Annotated in this window: 16 protein-coding genes and 5 pseudogenes; 14 read left to right on the plus strand and 7 right to left on the minus strand. The window is 70.2% G+C overall.

The genetic code is table 11. The features are described 5' to 3' along the window. Positions 1 to 20 precede the first annotated feature (20 nt). From MOV08_RS44430 to MOV08_RS43085, 5 genes and pseudogenes are all read left to right on the plus strand, one after another. Positions 21 to 5,533: pseudogene (locus MOV08_RS44430) on the plus strand (KR domain-containing protein); the annotation flags it as partial. 78 nt (positions 5,534 to 5,611) lie between these two features. Continuing rightward, positions 5,612 to 7,130, plus strand: a pseudogene (locus MOV08_RS44345) (type I polyketide synthase); the annotation flags it as partial. 291 nt (positions 7,131 to 7,421) lie between these two features. Beyond that, positions 7,422 to 7,625, plus strand: a pseudogene (locus MOV08_RS44350) (acyltransferase domain-containing protein); the annotation flags it as partial. A 140-nt stretch (positions 7,626 to 7,765) separates the two neighbouring features. Further along, positions 7,766 to 9,379, plus strand: coding sequence for a thioesterase domain-containing protein (locus MOV08_RS43080; protein WP_420834268.1), 1,614 nt, complete (start codon positions 7,766 to 7,768; stop codon positions 9,377 to 9,379). Continuing rightward, the gene (locus MOV08_RS43085) at positions 9,376 to 10,599 is read left to right on the plus strand and encodes a cytochrome P450 (RefSeq protein WP_275311593.1); all 1,224 of its coding nucleotides are present in this window, start codon (positions 9,376 to 9,378) and stop codon (positions 10,597 to 10,599) included. Before MOV08_RS43080 ends, MOV08_RS43085 begins: the two co-directional genes overlap by 4 nt. A 51-nt stretch (positions 10,600 to 10,650) precedes the next feature. On the opposite strand, the gene MOV08_RS43090 is transcribed toward MOV08_RS43085, so the two are convergent. Continuing rightward, entirely contained in the window at positions 10,651 to 11,121 is a 471-nt protein-coding gene (locus tag MOV08_RS43090) for an AraC family transcriptional regulator (RefSeq protein ID WP_275311594.1), read from the minus strand. 342 nt (positions 11,122 to 11,463) lie between these two features. Here MOV08_RS43090 and MOV08_RS43095 point away from each other — a divergent pair, with 342 nt between their 5' ends. Beyond that, the gene (locus tag MOV08_RS43095) at positions 11,464 to 11,610 is read left to right on the plus strand and encodes a hypothetical protein (RefSeq protein ID WP_275311595.1); all 147 of its coding nucleotides are present in this window, start codon (positions 11,464 to 11,466) and stop codon (positions 11,608 to 11,610) included. A gap of 172 nt (positions 11,611 to 11,782) precedes the next feature. Continuing rightward, positions 11,783 to 11,998: pseudogene (locus MOV08_RS43100) on the plus strand (recombinase family protein); the annotation flags it as partial. A gap of 219 nt (positions 11,999 to 12,217) precedes the next feature. Here MOV08_RS43100 and MOV08_RS43105 read toward each other — a convergent pair. Continuing rightward, entirely contained in the window at positions 12,218 to 12,814 is a 597-nt protein-coding gene (locus MOV08_RS43105) for a snapalysin family zinc-dependent metalloprotease (RefSeq protein ID WP_275311596.1), read from the minus strand. After that, on the minus strand, positions 12,814 to 13,722 hold the full coding sequence (locus tag MOV08_RS43110; protein ID WP_275311597.1) for a hypothetical protein: 909 nt from the start codon (positions 13,720 to 13,722) through the stop codon (positions 12,814 to 12,816). Before MOV08_RS43110 ends, MOV08_RS43105 begins: the two co-directional genes overlap by 1 nt. Positions 13,723 to 14,141: 419 nt before the next feature. Here MOV08_RS43110 and MOV08_RS43115 point away from each other — a divergent pair, with 419 nt between their 5' ends. Further along, positions 14,142 to 14,768 (plus strand): class I SAM-dependent methyltransferase, encoded by a 627-nt coding sequence (locus tag MOV08_RS43115; RefSeq protein WP_420834269.1) that lies wholly within the window; start codon positions 14,142 to 14,144, stop codon positions 14,766 to 14,768. A 554-nt stretch (positions 14,769 to 15,322) separates the two neighbouring features. Here MOV08_RS43115 and MOV08_RS43120 read toward each other — a convergent pair. After that, on the minus strand, positions 15,323 to 16,588 hold the full coding sequence (locus MOV08_RS43120; protein WP_275311598.1) for an IS701 family transposase: 1,266 nt from the start codon (positions 16,586 to 16,588) through the stop codon (positions 15,323 to 15,325). A gap of 275 nt (positions 16,589 to 16,863) precedes the next feature. On the opposite strand from MOV08_RS43120, the gene MOV08_RS43125 reads away from it, so the two are divergent. From MOV08_RS43125 to MOV08_RS43140, 4 genes are all read left to right on the plus strand, one after another. Beyond that, the gene (locus tag MOV08_RS43125) at positions 16,864 to 17,112 is read left to right on the plus strand and encodes a hypothetical protein (protein ID WP_203232494.1); all 249 of its coding nucleotides are present in this window, start codon (positions 16,864 to 16,866) and stop codon (positions 17,110 to 17,112) included. A 200-nt stretch (positions 17,113 to 17,312) separates the two neighbouring features. Continuing rightward, positions 17,313 to 18,158: an IS5 family transposase gene (locus MOV08_RS43130; protein ID WP_275311599.1), complete on the plus strand. Its 846-nt coding sequence runs from the start codon at positions 17,313 to 17,315 to the stop codon at positions 18,156 to 18,158. A gap of 93 nt (positions 18,159 to 18,251) precedes the next feature. Beyond that, positions 18,252 to 19,069, plus strand: a protein-coding gene (locus tag MOV08_RS43135; RefSeq protein WP_420834139.1) for an IS5 family transposase whose coding sequence is annotated in 2 segments (ribosomal slippage) — positions 18,252 to 18,603 and positions 18,603 to 19,069 — 819 coding nt in all. Because the reading frame shifts where the segments join, the coding sequence is not laid out codon by codon here. A gap of 97 nt (positions 19,070 to 19,166) precedes the next feature. Beyond that, positions 19,167 to 20,285 carry a hypothetical protein gene (locus MOV08_RS43140; RefSeq protein WP_203232493.1) on the plus strand — a complete coding sequence of 373 codons (1,119 nt, stop codon included), beginning with the start codon at positions 19,167 to 19,169 and terminating at the stop codon, positions 20,283 to 20,285. 109 nt (positions 20,286 to 20,394) lie between these two features. On the opposite strand, the pseudogene MOV08_RS43145 reads toward MOV08_RS43140, so the two are convergent. The 3 genes and pseudogenes from MOV08_RS43145 to MOV08_RS43155 form a co-directional block, all read right to left on the minus strand. Next, positions 20,395 to 20,520, minus strand: a pseudogene (locus MOV08_RS43145) (UTRA domain-containing protein); the annotation flags it as partial. Positions 20,521 to 20,535: 15 nt separating this feature from the next. Continuing rightward, positions 20,536 to 21,981 (minus strand): sensor histidine kinase, encoded by a 1,446-nt coding sequence (locus tag MOV08_RS43150; RefSeq protein ID WP_275311600.1) that lies wholly within the window; start codon positions 21,979 to 21,981, stop codon positions 20,536 to 20,538. Beyond that, positions 21,971 to 22,648 (minus strand): response regulator transcription factor, encoded by a 678-nt coding sequence (locus MOV08_RS43155; protein WP_039628625.1) that lies wholly within the window; start codon positions 22,646 to 22,648, stop codon positions 21,971 to 21,973. Before MOV08_RS43155 ends, MOV08_RS43150 begins: the two co-directional genes overlap by 11 nt. Before the next feature lie 120 nt (positions 22,649 to 22,768). Here MOV08_RS43155 and MOV08_RS43160 point away from each other — a divergent pair, with 120 nt between their 5' ends. Both MOV08_RS43160 and MOV08_RS43165 read left to right on the plus strand, forming a co-directional pair. Next, positions 22,769 to 24,184 carry a DUF2079 domain-containing protein gene (locus MOV08_RS43160; protein WP_275311601.1) on the plus strand — a complete coding sequence of 472 codons (1,416 nt, stop codon included), beginning with the start codon at positions 22,769 to 22,771 and terminating at the stop codon, positions 24,182 to 24,184. Next, a complete protein-coding gene (locus MOV08_RS43165; protein ID WP_275311602.1) occupies positions 24,181 to 24,477 on the plus strand; it encodes a histidine phosphatase family protein in 297 nt (98 codons plus the stop codon). The genes MOV08_RS43160 and MOV08_RS43165 overlap by 4 nt, the downstream gene beginning before the upstream one ends. The last annotated feature ends 14 nt before the right edge of the window (positions 24,478 to 24,491 follow it).

Raw genomic sequence — 24,491 nt, forward strand, 5'->3', positions numbered from 1 at the left:
TGAAAAGGGTTACCACCGATCTGTTACGCACCCGGGAGGAGTTGCGTGACGCGACCGAGCAGTCCGCCGAGCCGATCGCGGTGATCGGCATGTCGTGCCGGCTGCCCGGCGACGTGGCCTCGCCTGCCCAGCTGTGGGACCTGGTGGCCGCGGGCACGGACGCCATTTCGGCTTTCCCCACGGACCGGCACTGGCCGATCGAGGAGCTCTACGACGCCGATCCGGAGTCCCAGCAGGCGCGGCGGTCCTACGTGCGCGAGGGCGGCTTCCTCAGCGGGGCGGGCGATTTCGACCCCGCGTTCTTCGGGATCTCCCCGCGCGAGGCGCTGGTGATGGACCCGCAGCAGCGGTTGGTGCTGGAGCTGGCCTGGGAGGCATTGGAGTCCGCGGGCATCCTGCCGGACTCGCTGGTGGGCGAGCGGGCCGGGGTCTTCGTCGGCGCGTCCAGCAACGACTACGAGATGCTCTGGCAAGGCACCGACCAGTTCTCCCAGTACGGCATCACCGGCAACACCATGAGCGTGATCTCGGGCCGGATCAGCTACGCCTTGGGCCTCCACGGCCCGGCCCTCACCGTGGACACCGCCTGCTCGCCCTCCCTGGTCGCCACCCACCTCGCGATGCGGGCCCTGCGCGCCGGCGAGTGCCCGATCGCGCTGGCGGGCGGTGTGACGGTGCTGAGCACTCCGGAGACGTTCGTCGAGTTCTGCGGCCAGGGCGTCACCTCCCGGGACGCTCGGATCAAGGCGTTCGCGGCCGGGGCGAACGGCTCGATCTGGGCCGAGGGGGCGGGTCTTCTGGTACTGGAGCGGCTGTCCGACGCGCGGCGGCACGGCCATCAGGTGCTCGCGGTGCTGCGCGGCTCGGCGGTCAACTCCGACGGCACCAGCAACGGGCTCTCCGCACCCAACGGCACCGCCCAGCAGGAGGTGATCCGTACCGCGCTCGCCGACGCCGGACTGTCCACCCAGGACGTCGACGTGGTCGAGGCGCACGGCACCGGCACCCCGCTCGGCGACCCGGTGGAGGGCACCGCGCTGGTGGCGACCTACGGCCGGAACCGGCCGCCCGGCCAGCCGCTGCTGCTGGGCTCGCTGAAGTCCAACATCGGCCATACGCAGGCCGCGGCCGGTGTGGCCGGCATGATCAAGATGATCATGGCGATGCGGCACGGTCTCGCGCCGAAGACGCTGCACGTGGACAGCCCCACCCCGAAGGTGGACTGGGGAGTGGACGGGGTCAGCGTGCTCGCCGATGCGATGCCCTGGCCGGAGACCGGTCGAGCGCGCCGCGCCGCCGTCTCCTCCTTCGGGATCAGCGGCACCAACGCCCATGTCGTGCTGGAACAGCACGTCGAGCCGGAGGCCCCGGAGCCCGACGTGCCGTCCGCCGGTCTGGTGTGGACGGTGTCGGGCCGGACCGAGGACGCGCTGCGGGCCCAGGCGACCCGGCTGCTGGCCTTCGTCGAGTCCGACGACGCTCCCTCCGCCGAGGGGCTGGCGCACGCGTTGGCCACCCGCCGCACCCACTTCCGCCACCGGCTGGCAGTGCCCGGCCGGGACCTTGCCGAACTCACCTCCGCGCTGCGCGGCCACCTCGACACCGGCCGGGTCCCCGACGTCGCGGTGGGCGCTGCGGCCGGCGGCGGGACGTGCATGCTGTTCACCGGCCAGGGCGCGCAGCGGCCCGGTATGGGGCGGCAGCTCGCCGCCTCCTTCCCGGCGTTCGCCGAGGCGTTCGACGAGGTGTGCGAGCTGTTCGACCGGGAGCTGGCGACTCCGCTGGGGACCGTGATCGAGAGCGAACCGGACCTGCTCGACCGCACCGACTACGCCCAGGCCGCCCTGTTCGCGGTGGAGGTCGCGCTGTTCCGGCTGATGCACTCCTGGGGTGTGCGCCCGGACCTGCTGCTGGGACATTCGATCGGGGAGATCAGCGCGGCGCACGTGGCCGGGGTGTGGTCGCTGCCGGACGCGGTCCGGCTGGTGGCCGCCAGAGGCCGCCTGATGGCCGCGCTGCCCAAGGGCGGCGCGATGCTGTCCGTGCAGGGCACCGAGCAGGACTTGGCCCCCTGGCTGGCGGGGCGCGCGCAGCGGGTGTCCGTCGCGGCGGTGAACGCCTCGGACACGGTGGTCGTCTCCGGTGCGGACGAAGACATCACGGAACTGGAGGCCGACTGGGCGGGCCGGGGACGGCGGACCCGGCGGCTGCGGGTCAGCCACGCGTTCCACTCGCCGCTGATGGAGCCGATGCTGGCCGAATTCGGCACGGTTCTGGCCGGGTTGACGGCGCACGAACCGGAAATCCCGGTGATATCCAACCTCACCGGGGAGATGGCCACGGCGGAGCAGTTGCGCTCGCCGGAGTACTGGACCGCGCACGTCCGGCAGGCGGTGCGGTTCCACGACGGGCTGCGCACCGCACGCGAGGCCGGTGCACGCGTCCTGCTCGAACTGGGACCGGGCGCGGTGCTTTCCGCGCTGGCCGGGCGGGATGCCGGGCCGGACGAGGCGAGGGTGCCCACCCTGCGCGGGGCCGATCGTGACGAGACCAAGGACGTGCTGCTCGCCCTCGGCGCGCTGCACACGCAAGGCGTGGAGGTGGACTGGCCCGCCGTGCTGCCCGCCGCGCCCGCCAGGACGGCGGACCTGCCCGCCTACGCGTTCCAGCACGAGAGGTACTGGCTGGTGCCCGACGGGAACGGGCTGAACCTGCGTTCCAGCGGGCTGCTCCCGGTGGGCCACCCGCTGCTGGGCGCCATGCTGTCCGCCGCCGAAGGCGACGGCGTAGTGCTCACCGGCAGGCTGTCCTTACAGTCGCACTCCTGGCTGGGGGGCCACCGGGTGCGCGGCATCCCCCTGCTGGCCGGCACCGGCTTCGTGGAACTGGCGCTGGCCGCGGGCGAGCACGTCGGCTGTGACCTGCTCGAACAGCTGACCGTCGAGGCGCCGCTGGTCCTGCCGGAGCACGGCGGGGTATCGGTGCAGGTGGTGGTGGGCAACACCGAGGAGACCGGCCGCCGCCCGGTGCGGTTGTACTCCCGACAGGAGGGCGTCGGCCAGGCAGAGCCGGGCCCCTGGCGGTCACACGCCTTCGGCTACCTGGGCATCCGCACCGCGACGCCGGACACGACCCTCGCGCACTGGCCGCCGCGGGATGTGTGGGAGATCCCGGTCGCGGACGTCTATGACGAGGTGGTGGAGGGCAGGCACTTCCGCTACGAGGGCGCGTTCCGAGGTCTGCGGACCCTGTGGCAACGCGACCACCCCGACGGGAGCTCGGAGATGTTCGCCGAGGTCGCCCTGCCCGCCGAAGCGGCCGGGGACGCGAAGCGCTACAGCCTGCATCCGGCGCTGCTGGACGCGGCACTGCACGCGGTCGGTCTCGGCCCGCAGCTGGACGGGATCGACGAGGGCAGCGGCTCGATGCCGTTCTCGTGGTCGGGGCTGTCGCTGTTTCGGGCCGGAGCCTCGATGGTGCGGGTGCACGCCACCGGCGGGAACGGTGACGTGGCGATCACGCTGGCGGACGAGACCGGTGCCACCGTGGCCACGGTGGACTCCCTGGTGTTCCGGCCGCTGCCCGCCGATGAGTCCTACCTGCTGGGACCGGCCGAGGACGGCGCGGAACTGCTGGCACAGGACTGGGTGCCCGTGCGCCGGCCCTCCGCAGTGGACGATTCCGGTGGGTGGCACGAACCTGGGATCGGTCGGCTCGACCTCGCGACGCTGGCGGACGCGGAGGACCCGGTGCCGCCGGTGGTGGTGCTACGCCCGGCCCGTCCCGCCGGGGACGACGTCACCGCACGGGTCCGCGCCGCGCTCACCGAGCTGACCGGGCACCTGCGAGTGTGGCTCACCGACCAGCGGTTCGCCGGTTCGCTGCTGGTGGTCTGCACCGAGCGCGCGCTCGGCGCGCGTGCGGGCGACGAACCCGACCTGGCACTGTCCGCGGCCTATGGGCTGGCTCGCTCGGCACAGAACGAGTACCCCGGTCGCCTCCTGCTGGTCGACGTCGACGAGCCGACCGACACCGCGTTGCGCGACGCGGTCGCCGTCGCGTCCGCGGCCCGTGAGCCCCAGGTGGCGCTGCGCGCGGGCGAGTTGCTGGTGCCCCGGCTGCACCGCGACGACGGTTCGGCTCAGAGCGACGGCGGCCCGGCCGCCCGCACGCCCGATCCCGACGGCACCGTGCTGATCACCGGTGGACTCGGGTCGCTGGGCCGCTCGCTGGCCCGGCATCTGGCAAGCCGGGGCGCCCGCAGGCTGCTGCTCCTCTCGCGCCGCGGCGCGCAGAGCCCCGGCGCCGCGGAACTGGTCGCCGAACTCGGCGAGCTCGGCGCGCACGCCGAGCTGGCGCGCGGCGACGTCGCCCGGCGGGACGACGTGGCCCGGGTGCTGGCCGAGGTGCCCGCGGCACACCCGCTCACCGCCGTGGTCCATGCGGCCGGTGTGCTGGACGACGGCATGGTGGAGTCGCTGACCGATGGGCAAGTGGAGAACGTGCTGGCGCCGAAGTCGACGGAGCCTGGCACCTGCACGAGTTGACCCGGGAGCTCGATCTCGTCGGGTTCACGTGTTTCTCCTCCGCCGCCGGCGTGTTCGGCACCGCGGGCCAGGGGGCTTACGCCGCGGCGAACGCCTTCCTGGGCGCGCTCATGAACCAGCGGGCCGCCGCCGGGCTCCCGGCCCGCTCGCTGGGCTGGGGCCTGTGGGCGCCGGACAGCGGGACCAGCACGACCGACGGGATCGGCGCCGGGCTGGCCGCCGCGGACCGGGCCCGCATGGACCGCACCGGGATCCGCGCGCTGACCGTCGAGCAGGGCCTGGCCCTCTGGGACACCGCGACCGGCTCGGACAGGGTCCACCTGGTGCCCATCGGGCTGGATCTGGTCACCGTGGCCGGTCTGGGAGAGGAGGGCATTCCGCCGTTGCTGCGCGATCTGGTCCGCCCGGCCCGTCGCCGGCGCTCCGCGCGGTCCGCAGCGCCCGCCGAGTCCCCGGCGGACCTGGCCCGCAGGCTGGGCAGGCTGAGCCCCACCGAACGGGACCGGCAGGTCCTCAACCTGGTGCTCGGGCAGATCGCGGCCGTGCTCGGCTACCCGTCCGCGGACGGGGTGCCCGCGGACGGTCCGTTCGGAGACCTCGGATTCGACTCACTGAGTTCGGTCGAGCTGCGCAACCGGCTCAACACCGCCACGGGTCTGAACCTGCCCGCCACATTGGTGTTCGACCACCCCACTCCGGCCATCCTCGCGGCGCACCTCGGTACGGAGGTCGCGCCGGATGCCGCCGGCGAGGAGGAACCGGCGGACGGCCCTGCCGAGCGCGGCCCGGATCAGCTCTCCGGACTCGCGCAGGCGGTAGAGGAGGCGCTGGCCGGCGAGAACGCGCAGCGCGACGCGCTGCGCGGACAACTGCGGGCGGCGCTGCGCGCGTTGGACGGCGAGCCGGGGCTCGGGGTGGACGAGCTGAGCTCGGCCTCCGTGGACCAGCTCTACGCCTTCGTGGACCGGGAACTCGGCGATGCGTGAACCAGCAGCCGGGGCCGCCCGACCGGAGAGGAAGCGAAAGCCGTGGGCGAGGATCCGAAGCTCGTCAAGTACTTCCAGCGGGTCACCGCGGAACTCCAGCGCACCCGGGAGCGGTTGCGGGAGCTGGAGAACCCCGTCGACGACCCGGTGGCCGTGGTCGGCATGGGCTGCCGGTTCGGCGGTGGGATCGGCTCGCCGGAGGAGCTGTGGGAACTGCTCGCCGCGGAGCGGGACGTGATCACTGGGTTCCTGGCCGGCCGCGGCTGGACCGAAGACCAGATCTACCACCCGGAACCGGGCACGCCGGGCCGCTCCTACGTCCGGCACGGTGCCTTCCTCGACGACGCGGCCGACTTTGATTCCGAGTTCTTCGGCATCTCGCCGCGCGAGGCGCTCAGCATGGACCCGCAGCAGCGGATCGCGCTGGAGGTCAGCTGGCAGGCGCTGGAGTCCGCCGGTATCGACCCGGCCGGGCTGCGCGGCAGCCGCACCGGCGTGTTCCTCGGACTGTCCAACGCGGACTACGCCACGGCGGTCCGCGAGATGCCCGAGGACGTGCTGGGTCAGCTCTCCATCGGCAACGCCGGCAGCGTGACCTCCGGTCGGCTGGCCTATGTGTTCGGCCTGCAGGGGCCCGTGCTCACGGTGGACACCGCCTGTTCCTCGTCCCTGGTCGGGATCCACCTGGCCGTGCAGTCGCTGCGCGCGGGCGAGTGCACCCTGGCGCTCGCGGGCGGGGTGACCATCCAGCCCGCTGCTGTTCATCGACTACGCCCGGCAGCGCGCCTTGGCGCCGGACGGGCGGTGCAAGCCCTTCTCCTCGGCCGCCGACGGCACCGCGTGGGGCGAGGGTGCCGGGATGCTGGTGCTGGTGCTGGAGAAGCTTTCCGACGCGCGTCGCAACCACCACCCGGTGCTCGCGCTGCTGCGCGGATCGGCGATCAACTCCGATGGCACCTCCTCCGGGCTGACCGCCCCGAACGGAACCGCGCAGCAGCAGGTGATCGCCGACGTGCTCGCTTCGGCCGGCCTGTCGCCCGCGGACGTCGACGCGGTGGAGGCGCACGGCACGGGTACCGCGCTCGGCGACCCGATCGAGGCGCAGGCGCTGTTGGCCGGGTACGGCCGCCACCGCGGCGACCGGCCGCCGCTGCTGGTCGGCGCGGTGAAGTCGAACCTCGCCCACACCCAGGCCGCAGCCGGAGTCGCCGGTGTGGTGAAGATGGTGCTGGCCATGCGGCACAGCACGCTGCCCAGGACCCTGCACATCGGCACGGCGACCCCCCGGGTCGACTGGGCGCAGGGCGGGGTCGAACTGCTCACCAGCGCAGTCCCGTGGCCGCGCGACGGGCGTCCCCGGCGGGCGGGCGTGTCCGCGTTCGGAGTCGGCGGTACCAATGCCCACGTGATCCTGGAGGACCCAGGGCCCGACCCGGACACCGAGCCCGGCGACCGGGCCGTCCCACCACTGCTGGCCTGGACCCTGTCGGGCAGGACCGAACAGGCGCTGTCCGCGCAGGCGGCCGCGCTGCACGCGTACCTCGACCGGGCGCACCCGGATCTGCTGGACCTGTCGTGGTCGCTGGCCACCGCCCGGGCGCACCTGCCGCACCGCGCGGTGGTGTTCGGCTCCCGCCCGGCCGACCTCGCCGCGGGCCTGACCGCGCTGAGCACGGGCCGGAACGACACCGGGAGCGCCACGGCGGTGGTCTCCGGCACCGCCGTGCGCAACGGCACCACCGCGTTCCTGTACCCGCACGAGTGCACCCCGGCCGTGGTGCGCGCGTTGGCCACGCAGTACGCCGAGGCCGAGCCGTTCGCCGAGCACCTCTCCGCATGTGCGGCCACGCTGGTCGGCTGGTCGGCTGGTCGGCTGGTCGGCTGGTCTCTGACGGACGTGCTTCGCGGCGACCCGGACGTGCCACCACTGGACCGGCCGGACGTGTTGGCCCCGGCCACGCTGGCCGTGCTGACCGGCGTGACACGCACGTGGTGCGCGTCCGGGGTGCGCCCGGCGGCGTTGGCGGGACACGGATCCGGCCGGCTGGCCGCGTCCTGGGCGGTCGGGTGGCTGTCCCTGTCCTCGGCGCTGCGGATCGCGGCCGGGTGTCCCGCGGGCGTTGAACCCGACGTCGTGGAGGTCCCGCCCCCCCCGCGCCCGGTGTGCCGGTGCTGTGCGGGGACACCGGCCGTTGGCTGCGGGACCGTCCGGCCGAGGACGACTACCGCACGGTGCCGGCTGCCGAATCCGGCCTGGCTGCCCGCGAGCTGCGGGCCGACGGTCATCGACTGCTGCTCGTGTTCGGTGGGGACACCGCGGGCATGGCCGCCGCGCTGTCCGACGGTCCCGCCGTGCTGGCCGTGCCGGAGGAGACGGAGAGCGCGGTGACCGGTTCAGCGGCGCTCGTGCGCGCGCTGGGCCGCGCGCACGTGATGGGCGCGGCGGTGGACTGGCGTGTCGTCCTGGCCGGCGCCGGTGCGCGGCGTATCCCGTTGCCCGGCTACGCTTTCCAGCGCAGCCGGTACTGGATCGAGCGCGAGTGGACCATGCCGCTGCTGCTCTCCGACGACCCCGGGACGCGCGAGCCCGATCGGCGCTCGCCCGCGGCTCTGCTGTGGGCACTGCCCGAGCAGGAGCGCAGCGGCCACGTCGAGACGATGGTTCGTGAGTGCCTGAACCGGGCGCTGGGCAACGGACCGGATGACCAGGTCGACGCCGAGGCCACGTTCCGCGATCTCGGGATGGACTCGCTGGGCGCGGAGGATCTGCGCGATCAACTCACCACCGGTGCCGGTGTGGAGATCGAACTCGCCGACGTGCTGAACTATCCCACGGTGGTCGATCTCACCGAGCGCGTGCTGGAAAAGCTGGCCGCCCGCGCCGAGGAGGGCACGCTCGACGAGATCGCGGGGACCGCCCGGTCCGGGAATGAGGTCCCGGAATCCGGCACCGGGCCGGTGGACCCGGCGCCCGAGAACGCCGACGAAAGCGACGGCAGCCTGGCCTCGTTCTACATCCGGGCGATCCGCACCGGCCGGATCAACGTCGCCCTCCGCCTGGCCCGCGCGGCCTCCGAGACCCGCGACACGTTCGACCAGGACGATCCGCGCGATCTCGCCGAACTGCGCCAGGTGGGGGCGGGCGCGGGTGGCCCCACGATCGTCGGCCTCACCCCGCCGATCTTCCCCAACCTGGACCTGCCCTACTCCTACCTGCACGCCGGGCTGGACCCCGCGTCCGACGTGTGGTCGCTGTGGTCGCCCGGATTCGCGGGTGAGGCTCCGCTGCCCGCCGACCGTGCCGCCCTGCTGCGGATGTTGGCGAAACCGCTGCGCCGTGAGCTGGCCGGCACCCCGTTGATCATCGCGGGCTACTCCTCGGGCGGCTGGCTGGCGCACGAACTGGCCACGTACCTGGAGCGGACCGGCGTCCCCGTCACCGCGCTGCTGCTGCTGGACTCGTACCTGCCGGAGGAGGAGATGGACCAGACCGAGACCCGCAGCGAGTTCATGCGTGAGCAGATCCGACGACGTGACCTCATGGGCATGTCGCTCGACCGTCCGGACCGGACAGTGACCACCAGCGGCCAGATCGCGGCGATGGGCGGCTACAGCAGGATCTTCAGCGGATGGCGGCCCGGCCCGCTCAAGGCGCCGATCCTGCACCTGCTCGCCAGCGAGGTCGTCGCGGGTATGCCCACCAGCTCGGAGGACCACCCGTTCCCGGCCGAACTGGCGCACCGCGTGCGCACGCTGCCCGGCGATCACTTCACCATCCTGTCCCAGCACGCCGACCTGATCTCAGAGAACCTGCACGACTGGCTGACGGAGGTGCAGCCCGCATGACGAACGTTCCCGATCTTCCCGACGCCGCAGAGGCACTGGAGCACTTCCCCTTCGACGACGGCCGCGGCATCGAGGTCAACGAGCGGTTCCGGGAGCTGCGGCAGCGCAAGGGGCTGCTCCGGGTGCGGCTCGCCCACGGTGAACCCACCTGGCTGGTCACCCGCTACGCGGACGCCCGACTGGTGCTGGGCGATGCGCGGTTCAGCCGCGCGATGTCGGTCGGCCGGGACTACCCGCGCCAGGAAGAGGCGACGGAACTGGCCGGGCTGGTCATCCTGGATGCCCCCGAACACACCCGGCTGCGCAAGCTGTTGCTCCAAGCCCTCAGCAGATCCCGTATGGAAGCGCTGCGCCCGACGCTGCGCGCGGCGGCGGACGATCTGCTGTCGTCGGCGATGAACGCCGGGCCGGGCATGGACATCGTGGTGGACTACGCGCAGCAGATGGGCGTGCTGTCCTTCTGCGCCCTGCTCGGCGTGCCGGCCTCGGACCGGGAGGTGTTCGAGTCGACCGGCGCGGCGCTGCTCCCCGGCAGCGCCGTCGGCCCCGAGGACAGGATGCGGCGGTTCGGTGCCCTGCGCACCTGCACCGAGCAGCTCATCGCCGAGCGTCGGGCCCGCCCCCGCGACGACCTGATGTCGGCGATGATCCAGGCCCGGGACGAGGAGGACCGGCTCACCGACACCGAGCTGATCGACCTGGTCTTCAGCCTGCTGCTGGCCAGGTTCGAGACGATCATCACCCAGATTCCGAACTGCGTCTACGTTCTCACGCGGGGCGACCGTGCGCTCTGGAACCGGCTGCGAGCGAATCCGGCCGAGCTGCCGGCGGCGGTCGAGGAACTGCTGCGCAACAACGCCTCGGCCGGTGCCGGCATGTTCGTCCGCTACGCGCGGGAGGACGTCGGCGTCGGCGGCACGCTGGTGCGCGCGGGCGAAGCCCTGACCGTCGTCAACGAGTCGGCCAACCACGACCCGGCCCGATTCGAGGACCCCGACGCGATCGACTTCACCCGGCCACCCGGTGGACACCTCACCTTCGGTCATGGCGCGCACTACTGCGCCGGCGCCCAACTCGGGCGCATCGACCTCCAGGAGGGACTGGGGGTGCTGCTCACCAGGACCCCGGAGCTGACCGTCCGCGACATCACGTGGAGGGAACGGCCGCACATCCGGGGGGCGGTGGCGATGCGCGTGACCTGGCAGGGCGGCCCGGAATGACCGCCACCGGCACCGGGGAAGCGGGGTCGCCAGTGCTGGACCCGCAGTACGTCACGCTGTGCGGTAGGCGGCGGGCGTGATGCCGTAGGTGCGGGTGAACCATCGAGTGAGGTGGGCCTGGTCGGCGAAGCCGGCCTCGGCGGCAGCCCCTCGGGCCAGGGCCGGGTTGTCCACGACCGGGGTGTCGAAGAGCGGCAGCCCGGCCGTGCCGGGCGCCGCGTCGGCGAGTATGCCCCGGACCTGGTCTTCGCCCAGGTGCAGCATCCGGTAGCGGTAGCCGTCGCGGACGGCCGACTGCCCGTCGTGAGGGTCGTCCGGATTGAACGCCATGGCCAGCCCAGCCGCGCTGACGTGCCGCCCTCCCCTGCACACGAAAGACTGCGCACCGTCATCGGTCACTCCGAACGAGTACGTGTCGTGGGCGTGCATCGGATACGCGTACCGCTCGAAGCGGGCGTCCAGGGCTTCCGGCGCGAGCCCGGGAACCCGCCAGTAGGCGGCGCGCTCTCCGGAAGGCGTCATGTCCCCGTTGTCCCGCACGAGCGTGCAAGCCCCTGCCCCCGCCCAGGGCGCACGCTGGACTCATCGCCTCCATCAGCGAAGGAACCACACGCATGACCGAGAACGCCTCGACAGCACCGGTGAGCCCCGACCAGACGGAGGAGGTGCGCCTGGCCGTCTACCGCGGATTCGCCCGCACCGGACGCGCACCGAGCGTGCCGGAACTCTCCGCGCTCACCGCACTCGCCCCCGACCGGATACGCCAGGAACTGCGCACCCTCCACGCACGCCACGATCTGGTCCTGGACCCGCAGGACGACGACCAGATCGTGATGGCCCACCCGGCACGAGCGCGGCTACGTCATGGATCTGCCCACCCTGTGGCGCTTCGCCAGCGACTGGTACACCGGCCGCCTGGACCCGGGCTACACCCGCCGCGATCCCGCCGCCGCCAGCGCCTACTTCGCCGAAGTCGGGTTGCGCGGCTCGTTCTGGGGCCTGCCCGACTGAGATCCGTATGCCGCTCTGCGCTCAGCGCGGAGCCAAGCCCGCCCGCCCGGCGTCCAGTGCGTGACCTCCACCATCGTCATGAAGGACGCGGTCCAGGACAGACCGCTGCCCGAGGGGCCACGGTCCTCGACTGACATCGGGATCGTATGCGACCACCGACACGGGGAGCGGTATGGCCAACCTGGTCTACAAGCGGGTGTCGACCGACCAGCAATCGACCACCCGGCAGAACCTCGTTCTGGACGAGGCCGGGATCGAGGACCCGGTCGCCTTCGAGGAACAGGCCGGCTCCTCCAGCCGCCTCCACCCGCTGGAACGGCCGGAGTTCGGCGAACTGCTCACGTACGCGCGGCCGGGCGATACCGTGCACCTCTCCGAGATGTTCCGCCTCGTGCGCGGCACCGGACACATCCTCGACGTGCTCGACGTCCTGCACCGCGACCGCCTCGCCCAGCGCATCCACGACGGCGCGTTCTCCGCGATGGACCTCACCGCCCGCCCCCCCGCGCACCGGCGAGCTGTTGTTCACGAACCGCGTCAGCAACCTCGCGGCTCGCGCAGGGCGCTGAGCGGACCCATCAGGATCAAGTACTGGCGGCTTTTCGGCTTACCTCGGCGCTACCCGGGTGAGCACCCGGCCGGACCAGACGTCGATCACCACCTGGTGGTGGTGCGGGCGTGCGGCTGGCGTGCCGGCGGCGTAGTTCTTGTCGACCTGTGCTGCCTCGGCCGCGTTCGGCTTGGCATTCGTGCAGGACGTGCCGGGGCCGTGGCCGGACATGAGCTCTGAGCAGGGCCCGCTGTAGTCGTCGGGCAGCCCGAGGATGTGCCCGGTTTCGTGCGCCGCGATCCGGGTCGTGTCGTAGCCCTCGTCGACCGCCTGCTGGCCCAGCTGCACGTCACCGTTGCCGCCGGGGAAGATCGGCCCCAACGTGGTCTGCGGCCACCCGCTGGTCGCCTCGTAGAGGTAGTCGGCCGAGCCGGGGGTGCTCGCCGGCTCCAAGCGCACGTTGTGCACCGCGTCGTTCCAGTTCTGCACGGCTTGCTTGATCGGGTCCGCCCACTGACCGGCACCACTGGCGTCGTAGGTCAAGGTGACCACAGAGGGGGTTGCGTGCGCCGCGGGGTGCGCCGACGGGGCACCGACCGTAGTGCTCAACATGGCTGGGATGAGCGCCGTCAGGGCGGCTATTCGCTTGATCATCAGGCTGGTACGCCTCCTTGAGTTTCAGTTGCTGCCCGCAGTAAACGAGTTCGTCGCGAACACGACAACCTCCCTGTCAGTGATCGAGCCCAGTCGCCGTCAAGTTGGCTCAAAGTACGCAGGAGTTGCCAATGGGCGGGATGGGGCCCGCGCCGTGGGCGGACCGGCTGTCCGAACTCGCTGCTCGGCCCCTGCATGATCACCGGCCGGGGGTGCAATCCACAGCGGGCCCTGCATATGGGAGGCAGGGCGCACACTGGCTCACCTCGGGAGCGGCGGGCCGGATGCGCTCTGGCGAAGGCTGCGGAATCGCTGAGTCGGCCGAGTGCATGCGGTCGGCGACTGCGGCCTCGTCCAGATCCGGCCTCATCACCGCCGGGGAACTGCGCCGCCCACTCCTCGTCCAGGGCAGCGGAGGGCGCCAACTCCTGCTTGAGCTCCCGCGAAACGCGATGCCACAGCTCCATGCGCAGATTCGTCGCGACCTGCCGCGGCCGCCGTGCGACCGGGTAGCTGCGCACCACCTCCCACAGCGAGGCGATCACCAGCTGTGCCACGTCCTCGCTGCTCTCGCCGTCACGCAGACAGCGGCGCATCATGCGCTGCGCGCACGGGAGCATCGTCTGGACCAGGACGCGGGCGGCCAGTTCGGCCTCCCGCCCGTCGCTTGCGTTCACCCGGTGCAGCAGGACGCCCATCCATGCGTCGTTGAATTCCGGTCCGTCGCGGTCGGAGCGTTCCCGCAGTAGGGCGCACAGCTGGCCCAGAGCGGCGGGGGCTTGGTCCTCCTCCAGTACGCCGGCGGTGAGCATCCAGGAGCGCACCCGTTCGGCGTTGCCGCGGTCGGCGCACAGCCACTCCCACTCGGTATTCAGACGTGTGACCAACGTCGGCTGTACGGCGTCCACGGCAGGCTCCTTTCGGATCGATTGCCGTGAACTCTGCTCAGCACCCCTTACCAAACTGCTTGCCTTAAAGGAGGAAAGACGCAGGTCAATTGGGCTAACCAGTGGGGTATCCGCGCTGCCGGGCGTGGGTATCCGCCTGCGGGGCCTTCCGGAGGGCGGTTCGTGGCGTATTCAGGCAGTGCTGCGGTCGGAAGCGGGACCCGTCACTCCTGACGCGTCAGGCCCTGGAGGGCCTCACCCCACGTCACGCAGTCGACGGCGCAACTCTTGCGCCCCCTGTCACCCCCGTGGCCCGGCCGCCGGCGCCCCTCGGGCCTGTCCCGTGATCACGTGACCGGACAGTCAGTCCCTAAGGGGTGAGGGTGGCATGGGGCCGGAGAAGCTATGAACGTGCGCGGATGCTAGCTTCTTTTCCCGTGATGGGGCACCAGGACAAGACCAGGGCGGCCTACGACGGGGTCGTCGAGCTGTATGCGTCGATGTTCGCTAATCGGTTGGAGACGCAGCCGTTCGCGCGGAACATGATCGGCACCTTCGCCGAGCTGGTGCGTGGGACGGGGAACCCGCGGGCAGTCGACGTCGGGTGCGGACCTGGACATCTGACAGCCATGCTGCACGACTTGGGGCTGGACGCCTTCGGGCTCGACCTCTCCCCGGCCATGGTGGACCATGCCCGGCGGGCCCATCCTGCGCTGCGGTTCGAGGAGGCGCGGATGGAGAACCTGCCGGTCAAGGACGGCGCGCTCGGCGGTGTGCTGGCCCACTATTCGATGATCCATACCCCGCCGGGGGAATTGCCCGCGCTGCTTGCCGAGCAGGTGCGTGTTTTGGTGCCAGGGGGTCTGCTGCTGGTCTCGTTCTTCGGGACCGATGGGCCGGAGCCGGTCCGCTTCGACCACAAGGTGGCGCCCGCCTATAGCTGGCCGGTGGACCGGTTCGCGGAGCTGTTGGCCGGGGCCGGTCTGGACGTGTTCGCCCGGCTGCTCCACGACCCTGCCTCAGAACGGGGCTTCCTCGATGCCCACTTGCTGGCCCGCCTCCCCTAGGGCCCTGCTGCAGGCCATCGGCCGCGATGGCGGGCGAACTATGCGCGCAGTTGGAGGGGCGCGGCGGCCCGCTACTCCATCTCGCTGCTCCGGTCCGCGGAGGTCAGGACATTCTGACCGCTCGTTGGACTGGCCGACGCCGCGCGGATGCAGACCTGGACCGGTATCACCGTGCGTTCCGTCGTGGGTTCCACTGTGCGTACCAGGTCCTTCCGGAGCATGGGTGGATCCATACAGGTCAGGGCATAGGGGTATGCGGTCGGTGCCGCTGACACCTCTTCCTCAGGAGGAGGAAGAGGCTTTTCCTCCGTTTCGGGCCCCGTCGGGCGGTGCGTGGGCCGGTAGGCATCGAGTCAGCTCTCCCCACGGCTTGTTGTCTGCTGCTCGGCAGCGTTGCCGGGCAGCAGACGGCCGCCACTGACAGCCGGAGCGGAAGGCGCTAGTAGTGCTTGGTCAGGTTGGTGCGGGTGTGGGTATGTCGCGGTGGCAGGTGGGGCAGGCGCCGGCCCAGGTTGCGAGGAGTGTCTGCATTTCGCGGATGACTGTGTAGAGGCTCAGGCCGGCGCCGTGTCTTTTGGGGATGTGGCCAGTCGTTGCAGGGTGCAGAAGGCGTGGGCTGCGGAGACGAGGGTGACGTGGTGGTGCCAGCCGTTCCAAGTGCGGCCCTCGAAGTGGGCCAGGCCCAGGGCCTGCTTCATCTCGCGGTAGTCGTGCTCGATCCTCCAGCGGAGCTTGGCCAGCCTCACCAGGGTGGTCAGCGGGAAGTCGGCGGGTAGGTCGGACAACCAGAACTGCACCGGCTCCGGCTCGGTGGTGGGCCATTCGGCCAGCAGCCAGCACTCCGGCAGCTCCGGCCCTTCGGTGGCCTGGCGAATCTCGCGTCCGGCGGGCCGGATCCGCAGGGCCACGAACCGTGAGTACATCCGTTTGAGGCCCAAGCGGCCCCGTCCGGGCCGGGAGCCCTCCCGCCACGACACCGGCCGCGCCGCCTTCCGGCCCACTGCGATCACCAGTTCTTTGACCGACCTGGGCTTGTCCGGGTACTTCGCCACCGGGGGACGTCCGTTCCCCTGGTAGGCCGGTGTCACCGGCACGGCATCGCCCAGGTGAGCCGACAGCGTGGTGGAGATCCCCACGACATAGTTCAGTCCGCGATCGTTAAGGCCGAGCCGGAACGCCGCGCAGTCGCCGTATCCGGCATCCGCGATGGCCAGCGGCACCTCGATTCCCCACGAGCGGGTCTCATCGAGCATGTCCAAGGCCAACTGCCACTTCTCCACATGCCTGACGTCGGCGGGGATGCCGCAGGCGCTACGCCGCGCAGTCTTGTCCGAGTCGGCCTTCGGCGAGGCGGGATCCCAGGTCTCGGGCAGGAACAGCCGCCAGTCCACGGCAGCGGAGGCGTGGTCGGACGCCAGGTGCAGCGAGACCCCGACCTGGCAGTTGGTGACCTTGCCTGCCGTGCCGGTGTACTGCGAAGACACGCATGCCGAGGCAGTCCCGTCTTTGAGGAATCCGGTGTCGTCGAAGATCGCAGCGGTCGGCCGGATGGCGGTTTCCATCTTCCAGGCGAGCTTGGCTCGGACATGGGACGGATCCCACGGGCTTGTGGTGATGAAGTGGGCCAGCGCCTGCCGATTGCCGTCGGCCCCAAGCCGGGCGGCCATGGGCTCCACCGACTTGCGTTTGCCGTCGGTCAGCAATCCCCGCAGGTAGACCTGCCCCCACCAACGCTGCCCATCCCTCGCGAAAGGCTCGAACACCTCAGCCGCGAATTCTTCCAACTCGCCACGAACAGCAGCGATTTCATCTGGCGTCACACTCCATCAACGCACGCAGCGCCAGAAGGACACGCACCACCAAGATCAACCTGACCAAGCACTACTAGAAGAGTGAGACTTTTCGGACGGAAGATCGCGCTGCCGCCGGTGTGGAGATTCGAGCCTGCGGCTCCGCTGCACCCAGCCAGCACTCGGTCCGATCGGCCACCACGGCACGGTCCTCCTCATTGCTGGTACACCTCGTGCAGCGATGCGCCCCGGAACGTGGCCATCGGCCATGACGCTCTCCGTTGGCCGAACGGCCCTCAACCACGATGCCCGAGACCGTCCATCCGCTCAGGGCCAACCTGTTCGCCCCCATAGGAAACAACACGATGTACGCCGCGCCGGCAGCGGTAGCACCGCTGGTGCTGCGGGCGGCACTGCCGACACCGGCTGCTTTACCCGGCGACAGTAGCCGACACCGCGGCCAGCACACCTGTCCCAAGCCTCACTTCGAAACGGACATCAACTCGCGAACCGTCCACTTGGAGGACGTTCATGCCGACGACGTGTGGATTTGACCGTTCTATCGCCCGCCCGGGATCATCCTTTTAGGGCTGCTTGCCCCCAATGCTCTGAGGTGGCGGTGACTGTCAGCCTCGCGTTTCGTTACACCTCGACCGGAAAGATCCTGTCCAGTTCGAATTCGCGAGGAGCACCCGCTTCAGGTCACTCCGACGAGCGATAGCCCGCTGCAACTCCCTGCCGTATCAGTGCTGTCATGACGACTGAGCCGCCCCGCAAGCCCTATCCGAGCGACCTGTCCGATGCCCGCTGGGCCTTGATGGAGCCGACGCTGACTGACTGGCGCACAGAGCGGCAGAAGAACTCACTCAACCTCGGCGGCAAAGTCACCGACCTGCGGGAAGTCCTCAACGCAATCCTCTATGTCAATCGGACTGGGATCCCCTGGCGTTACCTGCCGCACGACTTCCCACCGCACACCACGGTGTTCGCCTACTTCAGTGCCTGGACCGCCGATGGAACCATTGAGAAACTCGGCGTCCACCTGCACCGTCTCGTCCGTGAGCAGGAAGGACGCGCCGCCGAGCCAACTGCCTGCGTCATCGACGCCCAGAGCGTGAAAACGGCCCCCAGCGTCCTCACAAACACCCAAGGCACCGACGCCGGCAAGAAGATCGTGGGCCGCAAACGCAGCATCGTCACAGACACCCTCGGCCTGTTGCTGCTGGTCATGGTCACCGCCGCCAGCGTCTCCGACAACCAGGCAGGCAAACAACTCCTCACCCAACTCGCCACCAGACACCCCACCATCACCAAGGCATGGGTCGACGCCGGCTACAAGAACCAGGCCATCGAACACGGCGCCGTCCTCGGCATCGACGTCGAGGTCGTGCCGCGAAACACCCAAGTCAAAGGCTTCTCCGTGCTACCGCGGCGCTGGGTGGTGGAGCGAAGTTTTGGCTGGCTCATGATGCACCGCCGCCTGGCCCGCGACTATGAGACCAAACCCGAACACTCCGAGAGCATGATCCGCCTCGCCATGCTCTCCAACCTCGCCAAACGAGCAACCGGCGAAACGACCACAACCTGGCACAATCCATGAACTAACACGCACCCGAACGGGACGACCTCTTAGAGGTCCTAACAGAAGTGGTTGATCATGTGACTGCTGGCCTATTTGCTCGTTGGTCTGGTCGTGGGGAAACGTCAGTCGCGGCCGTGGATCGTGTCGGATGAACTGTGGGCGTTGGTCGAGCCGTTGCTGCCCAAGCCGGGGCCGAAGCTGGTTGAGGGGCGGCCGAGGGTGCCGGACCGGCAGGCGTTGTGCGGGATCCTGTTCGTGCTGCACACCGGCATCCAGTGGGAGTACCTGCCGCAGGAGCTGGGCTTTGGTTCGGGTATGACCTGCTGGCGGCGGCTGGCCGCCTGGAATGCCGCCGGGGTGTGGGACCAGCTGCATGTGCTGCTGTTGAAGAAGCTGCGGTCGGCGAAGAAGCTGGACTGGTCCCGGGCGGTGATCGACTCTTCCCATGTGCGGGCGGCCCGTAGGGGCCCAAAAGCGGTCCCAGTCCGGTCGATCGCGCACGGCCGGGCAGCAAGCACCACGTCGTCACCGACGCCCAAGGCATCCCGCTCGCGGTGTCGCTGACCGGCGGCAACCGCAACGACGTCACCCAGCTCCTGCCTCTGCTCGACAAGATCCCCCCTGTCGCCGGGGTTGTCGGCCGGCCCCGTCACCGGCCCGACGCACTGCTCGCCGACCGTGGCTACGACCACGACAAGTACCGGCGTCTGCTGTGGCAGCGCGGCATCCGTCCCGTGATCGCGCGGCGAGGCGAGCCACACGGCTCCGGCCTGGGCGTCTTCCGATATGTCGTCGAACGAACCATCGCCTGGCTGCACGGCTTCCGTCGCCTGCGCATCCGATGGGAGCGACGGGACGACCTCCATGAAGCCTTCCTCGGACTCGCTACATGTCTCATCACCTACAGACACGTCCAACGCCTTTGTTAGGACCTCTTAGGACCTCTTACTCCAGGACTTGTTGCGGTGACGGCTGGCGTGACATGCTCAGAGCCATGATCAAGAGAATCGAGTCCTCCGTCCGCCGATGAGCGAGACGACCGGGATAGGACTGCCCGGATCACCGACAGCACTGTTCGACCACGCGCTCCGGCTACGTCAGTTGGCTCCAGGTGAGCCGCTTCCGCGCGACGGGGAACCATATCCCGACGACGGGTTGCACCGTCGTCGGCAAGGCCCAAAGACGCCTAAGGACCGGCACTCGGTCGGCAAGGACGTGGCGGCCATCCTGGACGCGCATTTCGCGCGGGCCTGCGCTGTTCCCAGCGAATTGGCCGATGCCTTCCACGACGTCTACATCCCGATTCACCACAACGAGCACATCGCCGCCGCGGCTCAGCGGGCAGACAGGGAACGCGTTCGCCAAACGGGCCGCTGGCTGGTTCGACACGGGACCGATCGATGCTCGGTCACCGTTGGGCTTGCACTGGTCGCTGCCGCGGGAACGGCCGACGACATCCCGATGATTCAGGTGATCGGGCTGCTCTCCAACCACTTTGGGCCACTGGCGGCGTACGCTTTCGAACGTCAGCCAGGAGGAGTCGAGGCCCTGCTCTGGCTTGCCGAGCGAGTGACCGGCTGGGGACGCGTCTACGTCGTTGAAGCTCTCTGCAGACTCGACGACCCAGCGGCCCGACCATGGCTGCTGCGTAGAGCCTGTGACGGCGACTTCCTCAACGGATACTTCGCCGGCAAGGTCGCCACAGTCGCCAAACTCCATGAGGCACTGGCAGAACTCGACACCGACAGCGAGATGGTCGACCACATCGGCCGGCTGCTCCATCTGATGAGCGACTGCGGGGGGATGGGACTCACCCTCGCTCACTACCCCCACGCGAGCGCGGTCCTGGAAGCCCATGCTCGCCATGTGGGTTCGCTCAGCCCGACCATCGAGCGCTACTCCACGATCGCGGTGCTCACTCAGCACCTGATGACGAAGTCTCCCGAGGCTTCAGGATGCACTGCAGCGCAGCAGGAAGCATTCCGGGCGGCATACCTCGACGTGCTCGACCAAGCGGAGTGGACCCACGCTGCACGCGCCGGTCTCGAGGCGGATGACAACCGGATGCGGTGGCTCGCTGACCACCGGGCGCCACAGTTGAGGCTGCGTGCGTTCCCCGATCGAGTGCCGGATGTCGAGGAATAACGCACGCCAGGAATAAGTGGCCTCCGCCAGTAGACCCTTCGAAGAGGTAGGTGGTGGGGGAGGGCCAGTGGGTGATGGAGTAGCCGATCTCCAAGGTGTCCGCAGACATGGGGGTGTCGTTGACCTCCAGCACTGTGCCGTCCGTGCTCTTGGTCGACCGCACGATGCGCAGAGGTGGGATGCCCTTGGATAGATCGAGCCGTTCGGCCTCGGCCGGGGTGGGCATGCGGGCGCCTACGGTTTCTTCCCATCACGCCTCCTTCGTTCCGGGGGCGAGGGGGAGTACGGCGACGAAGCGGGTTCCGGCCGCGGGTGGGGTCTCGCTCAGGGTGAGGGTGCCGTGGTGGTTGTGGGCGATTTCGCGGGCGATGGCGAGGCCGAGGCCGGTACCTCCGCTGGTCCGGTTGCGGGAGGCGTCGAGGCGGGTGAACCGCTCGAAGATCTTCTCGCGGTGTTCGGCGGGAATGCCGGGGCCGTCGTCGCGGACTTCGATCAGGGCGGTGGCGTCCTGGGCGGAGACCGTGACCAGGACGCGACTGCGGGCGTGGCGCACGGCGTTGTCGAGGAGGTTGCGCAGCAGGCGCTCCAGCTGTCGCGCATCGCCGTGGACGGTGACGTCGTCGCTCGCCGGGCAGTCGATGTGGACGGAGGCGGGGGCGTGCCGGCGTGCCTGTGCGGCTGCCTTGTGGGTCAGGGCTCCCAGTTCGACGGGGCGGGCGGTGTGCGGTGTGCGGTTGTCGAGGTCGGCGAGCAGGAGCAGGTCTTCGGTGAGCTGCTCAAGACGTGTGGCGTCGCTGAGGGTGCCGCGGATGATCTCGGGCCAGTTGGTGTGGTCGGGGTAGTGCAGGGCCACTTCGAGGCCTGCTCGCAGCGCGGCGAGCGGGGTGCGCAGTTCGTGGGAGGCGTCGGCGGTGAAACGTCGCTGCTGCTCGGCGGCTTGTTCCAGCCGGTCCAGGGTGTCGTTGGTGGTGGCGGCCAGCCGGGCGATCTCGTCGCGGCGGGGTGGGACGGGGACGCGCAGGCTCAGGTCGCGGCTGGTGATGGTGCGCAGGCGCTGCTGGATGCCCTCCACGGGGCGCAGGGCCCGTGAGGTGGTGGTCCACACGATCAGGGCGACCAGGAGGACCGCCGCGGGAAGGCCGAAGTACAGCACGTGGTCGACGGCGGCGACGGCCTCTTCGGCCTCCTCGGGGGTGACGAGGATGTGCAGGGTGAGGTTCTCGACGGGGGCGCTCGGCCGGCCGTCGAGCAGGCCGCGGCCTTGGAAGGCCGACGACACCACCCTGATGTCGCGGCCGGCGAGTTGTTTGCTGCCCGGCCGGGCAGCGCCGCTGACGGTGCCCAGGTGGAGGTCCCGCTCGATGGCGACGGTTTTTCCCGGCGGGTCAGGGTGCACCCCGAGGGGGTCGGGTACGAAAGGCTCCAGGTCGGGGTCGCCTTCGACGAACCGGCCCGCAGGGTCGACGATCACCCAGGTGTAGGGGGTGTCAAAGAGGACCGGGTCGCTGCCGTAGCCGTGCTTGTAGCGCTGCTCGATGACGTCCAGGCTGGCTCTGGCCCGGTTGTGGGTGTCGCCCATTTTCGAGGCGTAGACCTCATCGCGGAGCCACAAGGCGCCGGCGGTGAAAGCCAGGGCGGCGGTGAGGGCCGCGGCCAGGGCGGCGCGGAGGCGGATCGGCAGGCGCTTACCGAGCATCGTCGATCAGCCGGTAGCCGACACCGCGCACCGTATGGATGGTGGAGCGGCCGAAGGGAACGTCGATCTTGCGGCGCAGCGCCCTGATGTGGACGTCGATGATGTTGCTGACGGCCTGGTGATGGGCGTCCCAGACCTGCTCCAGCAGGTCGACGCGGCTCACCACTTCGCCGGCCCGGAGCCCGAGGTAGGCCAGGACGGCGAACTCCTTGGCCGTCAGCTCGATCTCGGTCCCGCCGCGGTGGCACCGGCGGGTGGCCGGGTCGAGGTGCAGGTCTCCGATCTGCACGGCGGGCTGGTGCACGGGGCCGCCGCGGCGGATCAGCGCCCGTAGCCGGGCCAGGAGCACCACGTAGGAGAACGGCTTGGCCAGGTAGTCGTCGGCTCCGGTGTCCAGGGCCTCCGCCTCGTCGTACTCACCGTTCTTGGCGGTGAGCATCAGGATCGGGGTGCGGATGTCCTCGCGTCGCAGCCGGTCGCAGACCCGGTACCCGTTCAGGCCGGGGAGCATGATGTCCAGGATGATCGCCTGGTAGGGCTGCTGCCGGGCCATCCAGAGGCCGTGGCGGCCGTCATGGCACACATCGACGGCGTAGCCCTCGTGCTCCAGGCCGCGGCGGAGCACGGAAGCCAGCCGCTCCTCGTCCTCGACCACCAGCACGCGCATGCCGCAATCGTGCCATGGGTGCGCATCCCCACATGAAGATCGCTTCATGCGGCTTCATCGCCGCTTCATGCCGGTCGGCCGACGGTGGACGCCCCTGTCCGCGTCCCGCAGGAGTGCCTGGTGTCCACCCCCGCCCCGTCCCGCCCTCGCCCCCGCCTGTCCGCGGACCCGGTGCCGTCCCGCGGCGGTGACACCCACCGGCGACGCACCGGCCGCCCCCACCTCCTGGCACTGCTGTTCTTCGCCGGCTACGCCGCGCTGTCGGTCACCAAGCACCTCCAGCTCCGTTCCACCGGCTACGACCTGGGCATCTTCGAGCAGGCCGTACGCGCCTACGCTCAGCTGCGCACCCCCGTCTCCGAACTCAAGGGCGCCGGCTACAACCTCCTCGGTGACCACTTCCACCCGATCCTGGCCACCCTCGCCCCGCTCTACCGGCTCTTCCCGACCCCGCTGACCCTGCTCACCGCCCAGGCCGCCCTGCTCGCGCTGTCCGTCGTCCCCGTCACCCGGCTGGCGATCCGCACCACCACCCCGCGGCTCGGCACCGCGATCGGCATCGCCTACGGCCTGTCCTGGGGCCTGCAGAAAGCCGTCGCCTTCGACTTCCACGAAATAGCCTTCGCGGTCCCCCTGCTCGCCTTCTGCCTGGAATGCCTGGCCCTGCGCCACTGGCGCACCGCCGCGGCCTGGGCGGCACCACTGGTCCTGGTCAAGGAAGACCTACCGCTGACCGTCACCGCGATCGGCCTCTACATCCTGCTGTCCGGCCGTCGCCGACTGGGCACTGCCGTACTTGCCTACGGAGTACTGTCCGGCCTGTTGATCGTGCTGGTCGCCATCCCGGCCTTCAACCCCGACGGCCACTACGACTACCTCCATACCGCCACCCAGGCCACCGGCGATCCGCTCACCCGGCTGCTCCTGCCACCGCAGAAACTCGGCACGCTCCTCGCGCTGCTCGCTCCGACCGCGTTCCTGGCCCTGCGCTCACCGCTGATCCTCCTCGCGCTGCCCACGCTCGCCTGGCGCTTCTGGTCGACGAATCCGGCATATTGGGGACTGGGCTACCACTACAGCGCCGTCCTGATGCCCATCGTCTTCCTCGCCTTCGCCGACGCACTGGGCAGGCTGAACCGGCCCAGGCTGGTCACACAGGCCGTGGCCGTCAGTGTCACGTCAAGCCTGCTGGCGCTTCCGTTCCTGCCCCTGCGGGATCTGGCCGGCCCCGCATGGCGGCCCAGCCCCTGGGCCGACGCGGCCCGCCAGGTCATGGCCGCCGTACCCGACGGTGCCGAGATCGCAGCCGTCAACTACCTCGCTCCGCAGCTCACTTCGCGGGCCTGCGTCTACCGGTTCCCACAGGTCTTGGACACCAGCACCAAGCCGGAGTGGCTGCTGATCAGCGACCCCGCCCGTGGTGGCATGCCTGACTTTGCATGGGAGCTGTCCCGCCTGCCGGAGCTTCCGTCGCTCGGCTACCGCTTGGTCATGGAGCGATCCGGCATCCAGCTCTACCGGCTCGCCGACCGATGACCGGCCAACCCCACGACGATGAATCCTGGTGGGGCCTCACCCCGCGGGGCTTCGAGCAGTGCCTGTGGCTGCGCCGCACGCTGCCCGAACTCGTCGATCCCGCGCCGGCCGTGCGCACCTCGCAGTACCGGCGCTCCCAGGACACCGCGACCCTTGCCTTACCCGGCCTGCCGAGCGAGATGACTGCGGCGCTGAACGAACAGCACTACGGTGACGCCACCTACATGACCAAACGCGAGCTGTTCGCCACCTACCCCGAAGGCGCCGACGACATGATTTGCGGTCCTTCGTGAAGGTGTAGGCGGTG

The sequence above is a fragment of the Streptomyces yunnanensis genome, assembly GCF_029011865.1.
GTDB lineage: Bacteria > Actinomycetota > Actinomycetes > Streptomycetales > Streptomycetaceae > Streptomyces > Streptomyces yunnanensis.

Coding starts and splice junctions, on each gene's coding strand:
- MOV08_RS43085 (WP_275311593.1), top strand. CDS start 9,376: ATGACGAACGTTCCCGATCTTCCCGACGCCGCAGAGGCACTGGAGCAC.
- MOV08_RS43090 (WP_275311594.1), bottom strand. CDS start 11,121: ATGACGCCTTCCGGAGAGCGCGCCGCCTACTGGCGGGTTCCCGGGCTC.
- MOV08_RS43095 (WP_275311595.1), top strand. CDS start 11,464: ATGGATCTGCCCACCCTGTGGCGCTTCGCCAGCGACTGGTACACCGGC.
- MOV08_RS43105 (WP_275311596.1), bottom strand. CDS start 12,814: ATGATCAAGCGAATAGCCGCCCTGACGGCGCTCATCCCAGCCATGTTG.
- MOV08_RS43115 (WP_420834269.1), top strand. CDS start 14,142: ATGGGGCACCAGGACAAGACCAGGGCGGCCTACGACGGGGTCGTCGAG.
- MOV08_RS43125 (WP_203232494.1), top strand. CDS start 16,864: ATGCCCGAGACCGTCCATCCGCTCAGGGCCAACCTGTTCGCCCCCATA.
- MOV08_RS43130 (WP_275311599.1), top strand. CDS start 17,313: ATGACGACTGAGCCGCCCCGCAAGCCCTATCCGAGCGACCTGTCCGAT.
- MOV08_RS43140 (WP_203232493.1), top strand. CDS start 19,167: ATGAGCGAGACGACCGGGATAGGACTGCCCGGATCACCGACAGCACTG.
- MOV08_RS43150 (WP_275311600.1), bottom strand. CDS start 21,981: ATGCTCGGTAAGCGCCTGCCGATCCGCCTCCGCGCCGCCCTGGCCGCG.
- MOV08_RS43155 (WP_039628625.1), bottom strand. CDS start 22,648: ATGCGCGTGCTGGTGGTCGAGGACGAGGAGCGGCTGGCTTCCGTGCTC.
- MOV08_RS43165 (WP_275311602.1), top strand. CDS start 24,181: ATGACCGGCCAACCCCACGACGATGAATCCTGGTGGGGCCTCACCCCG.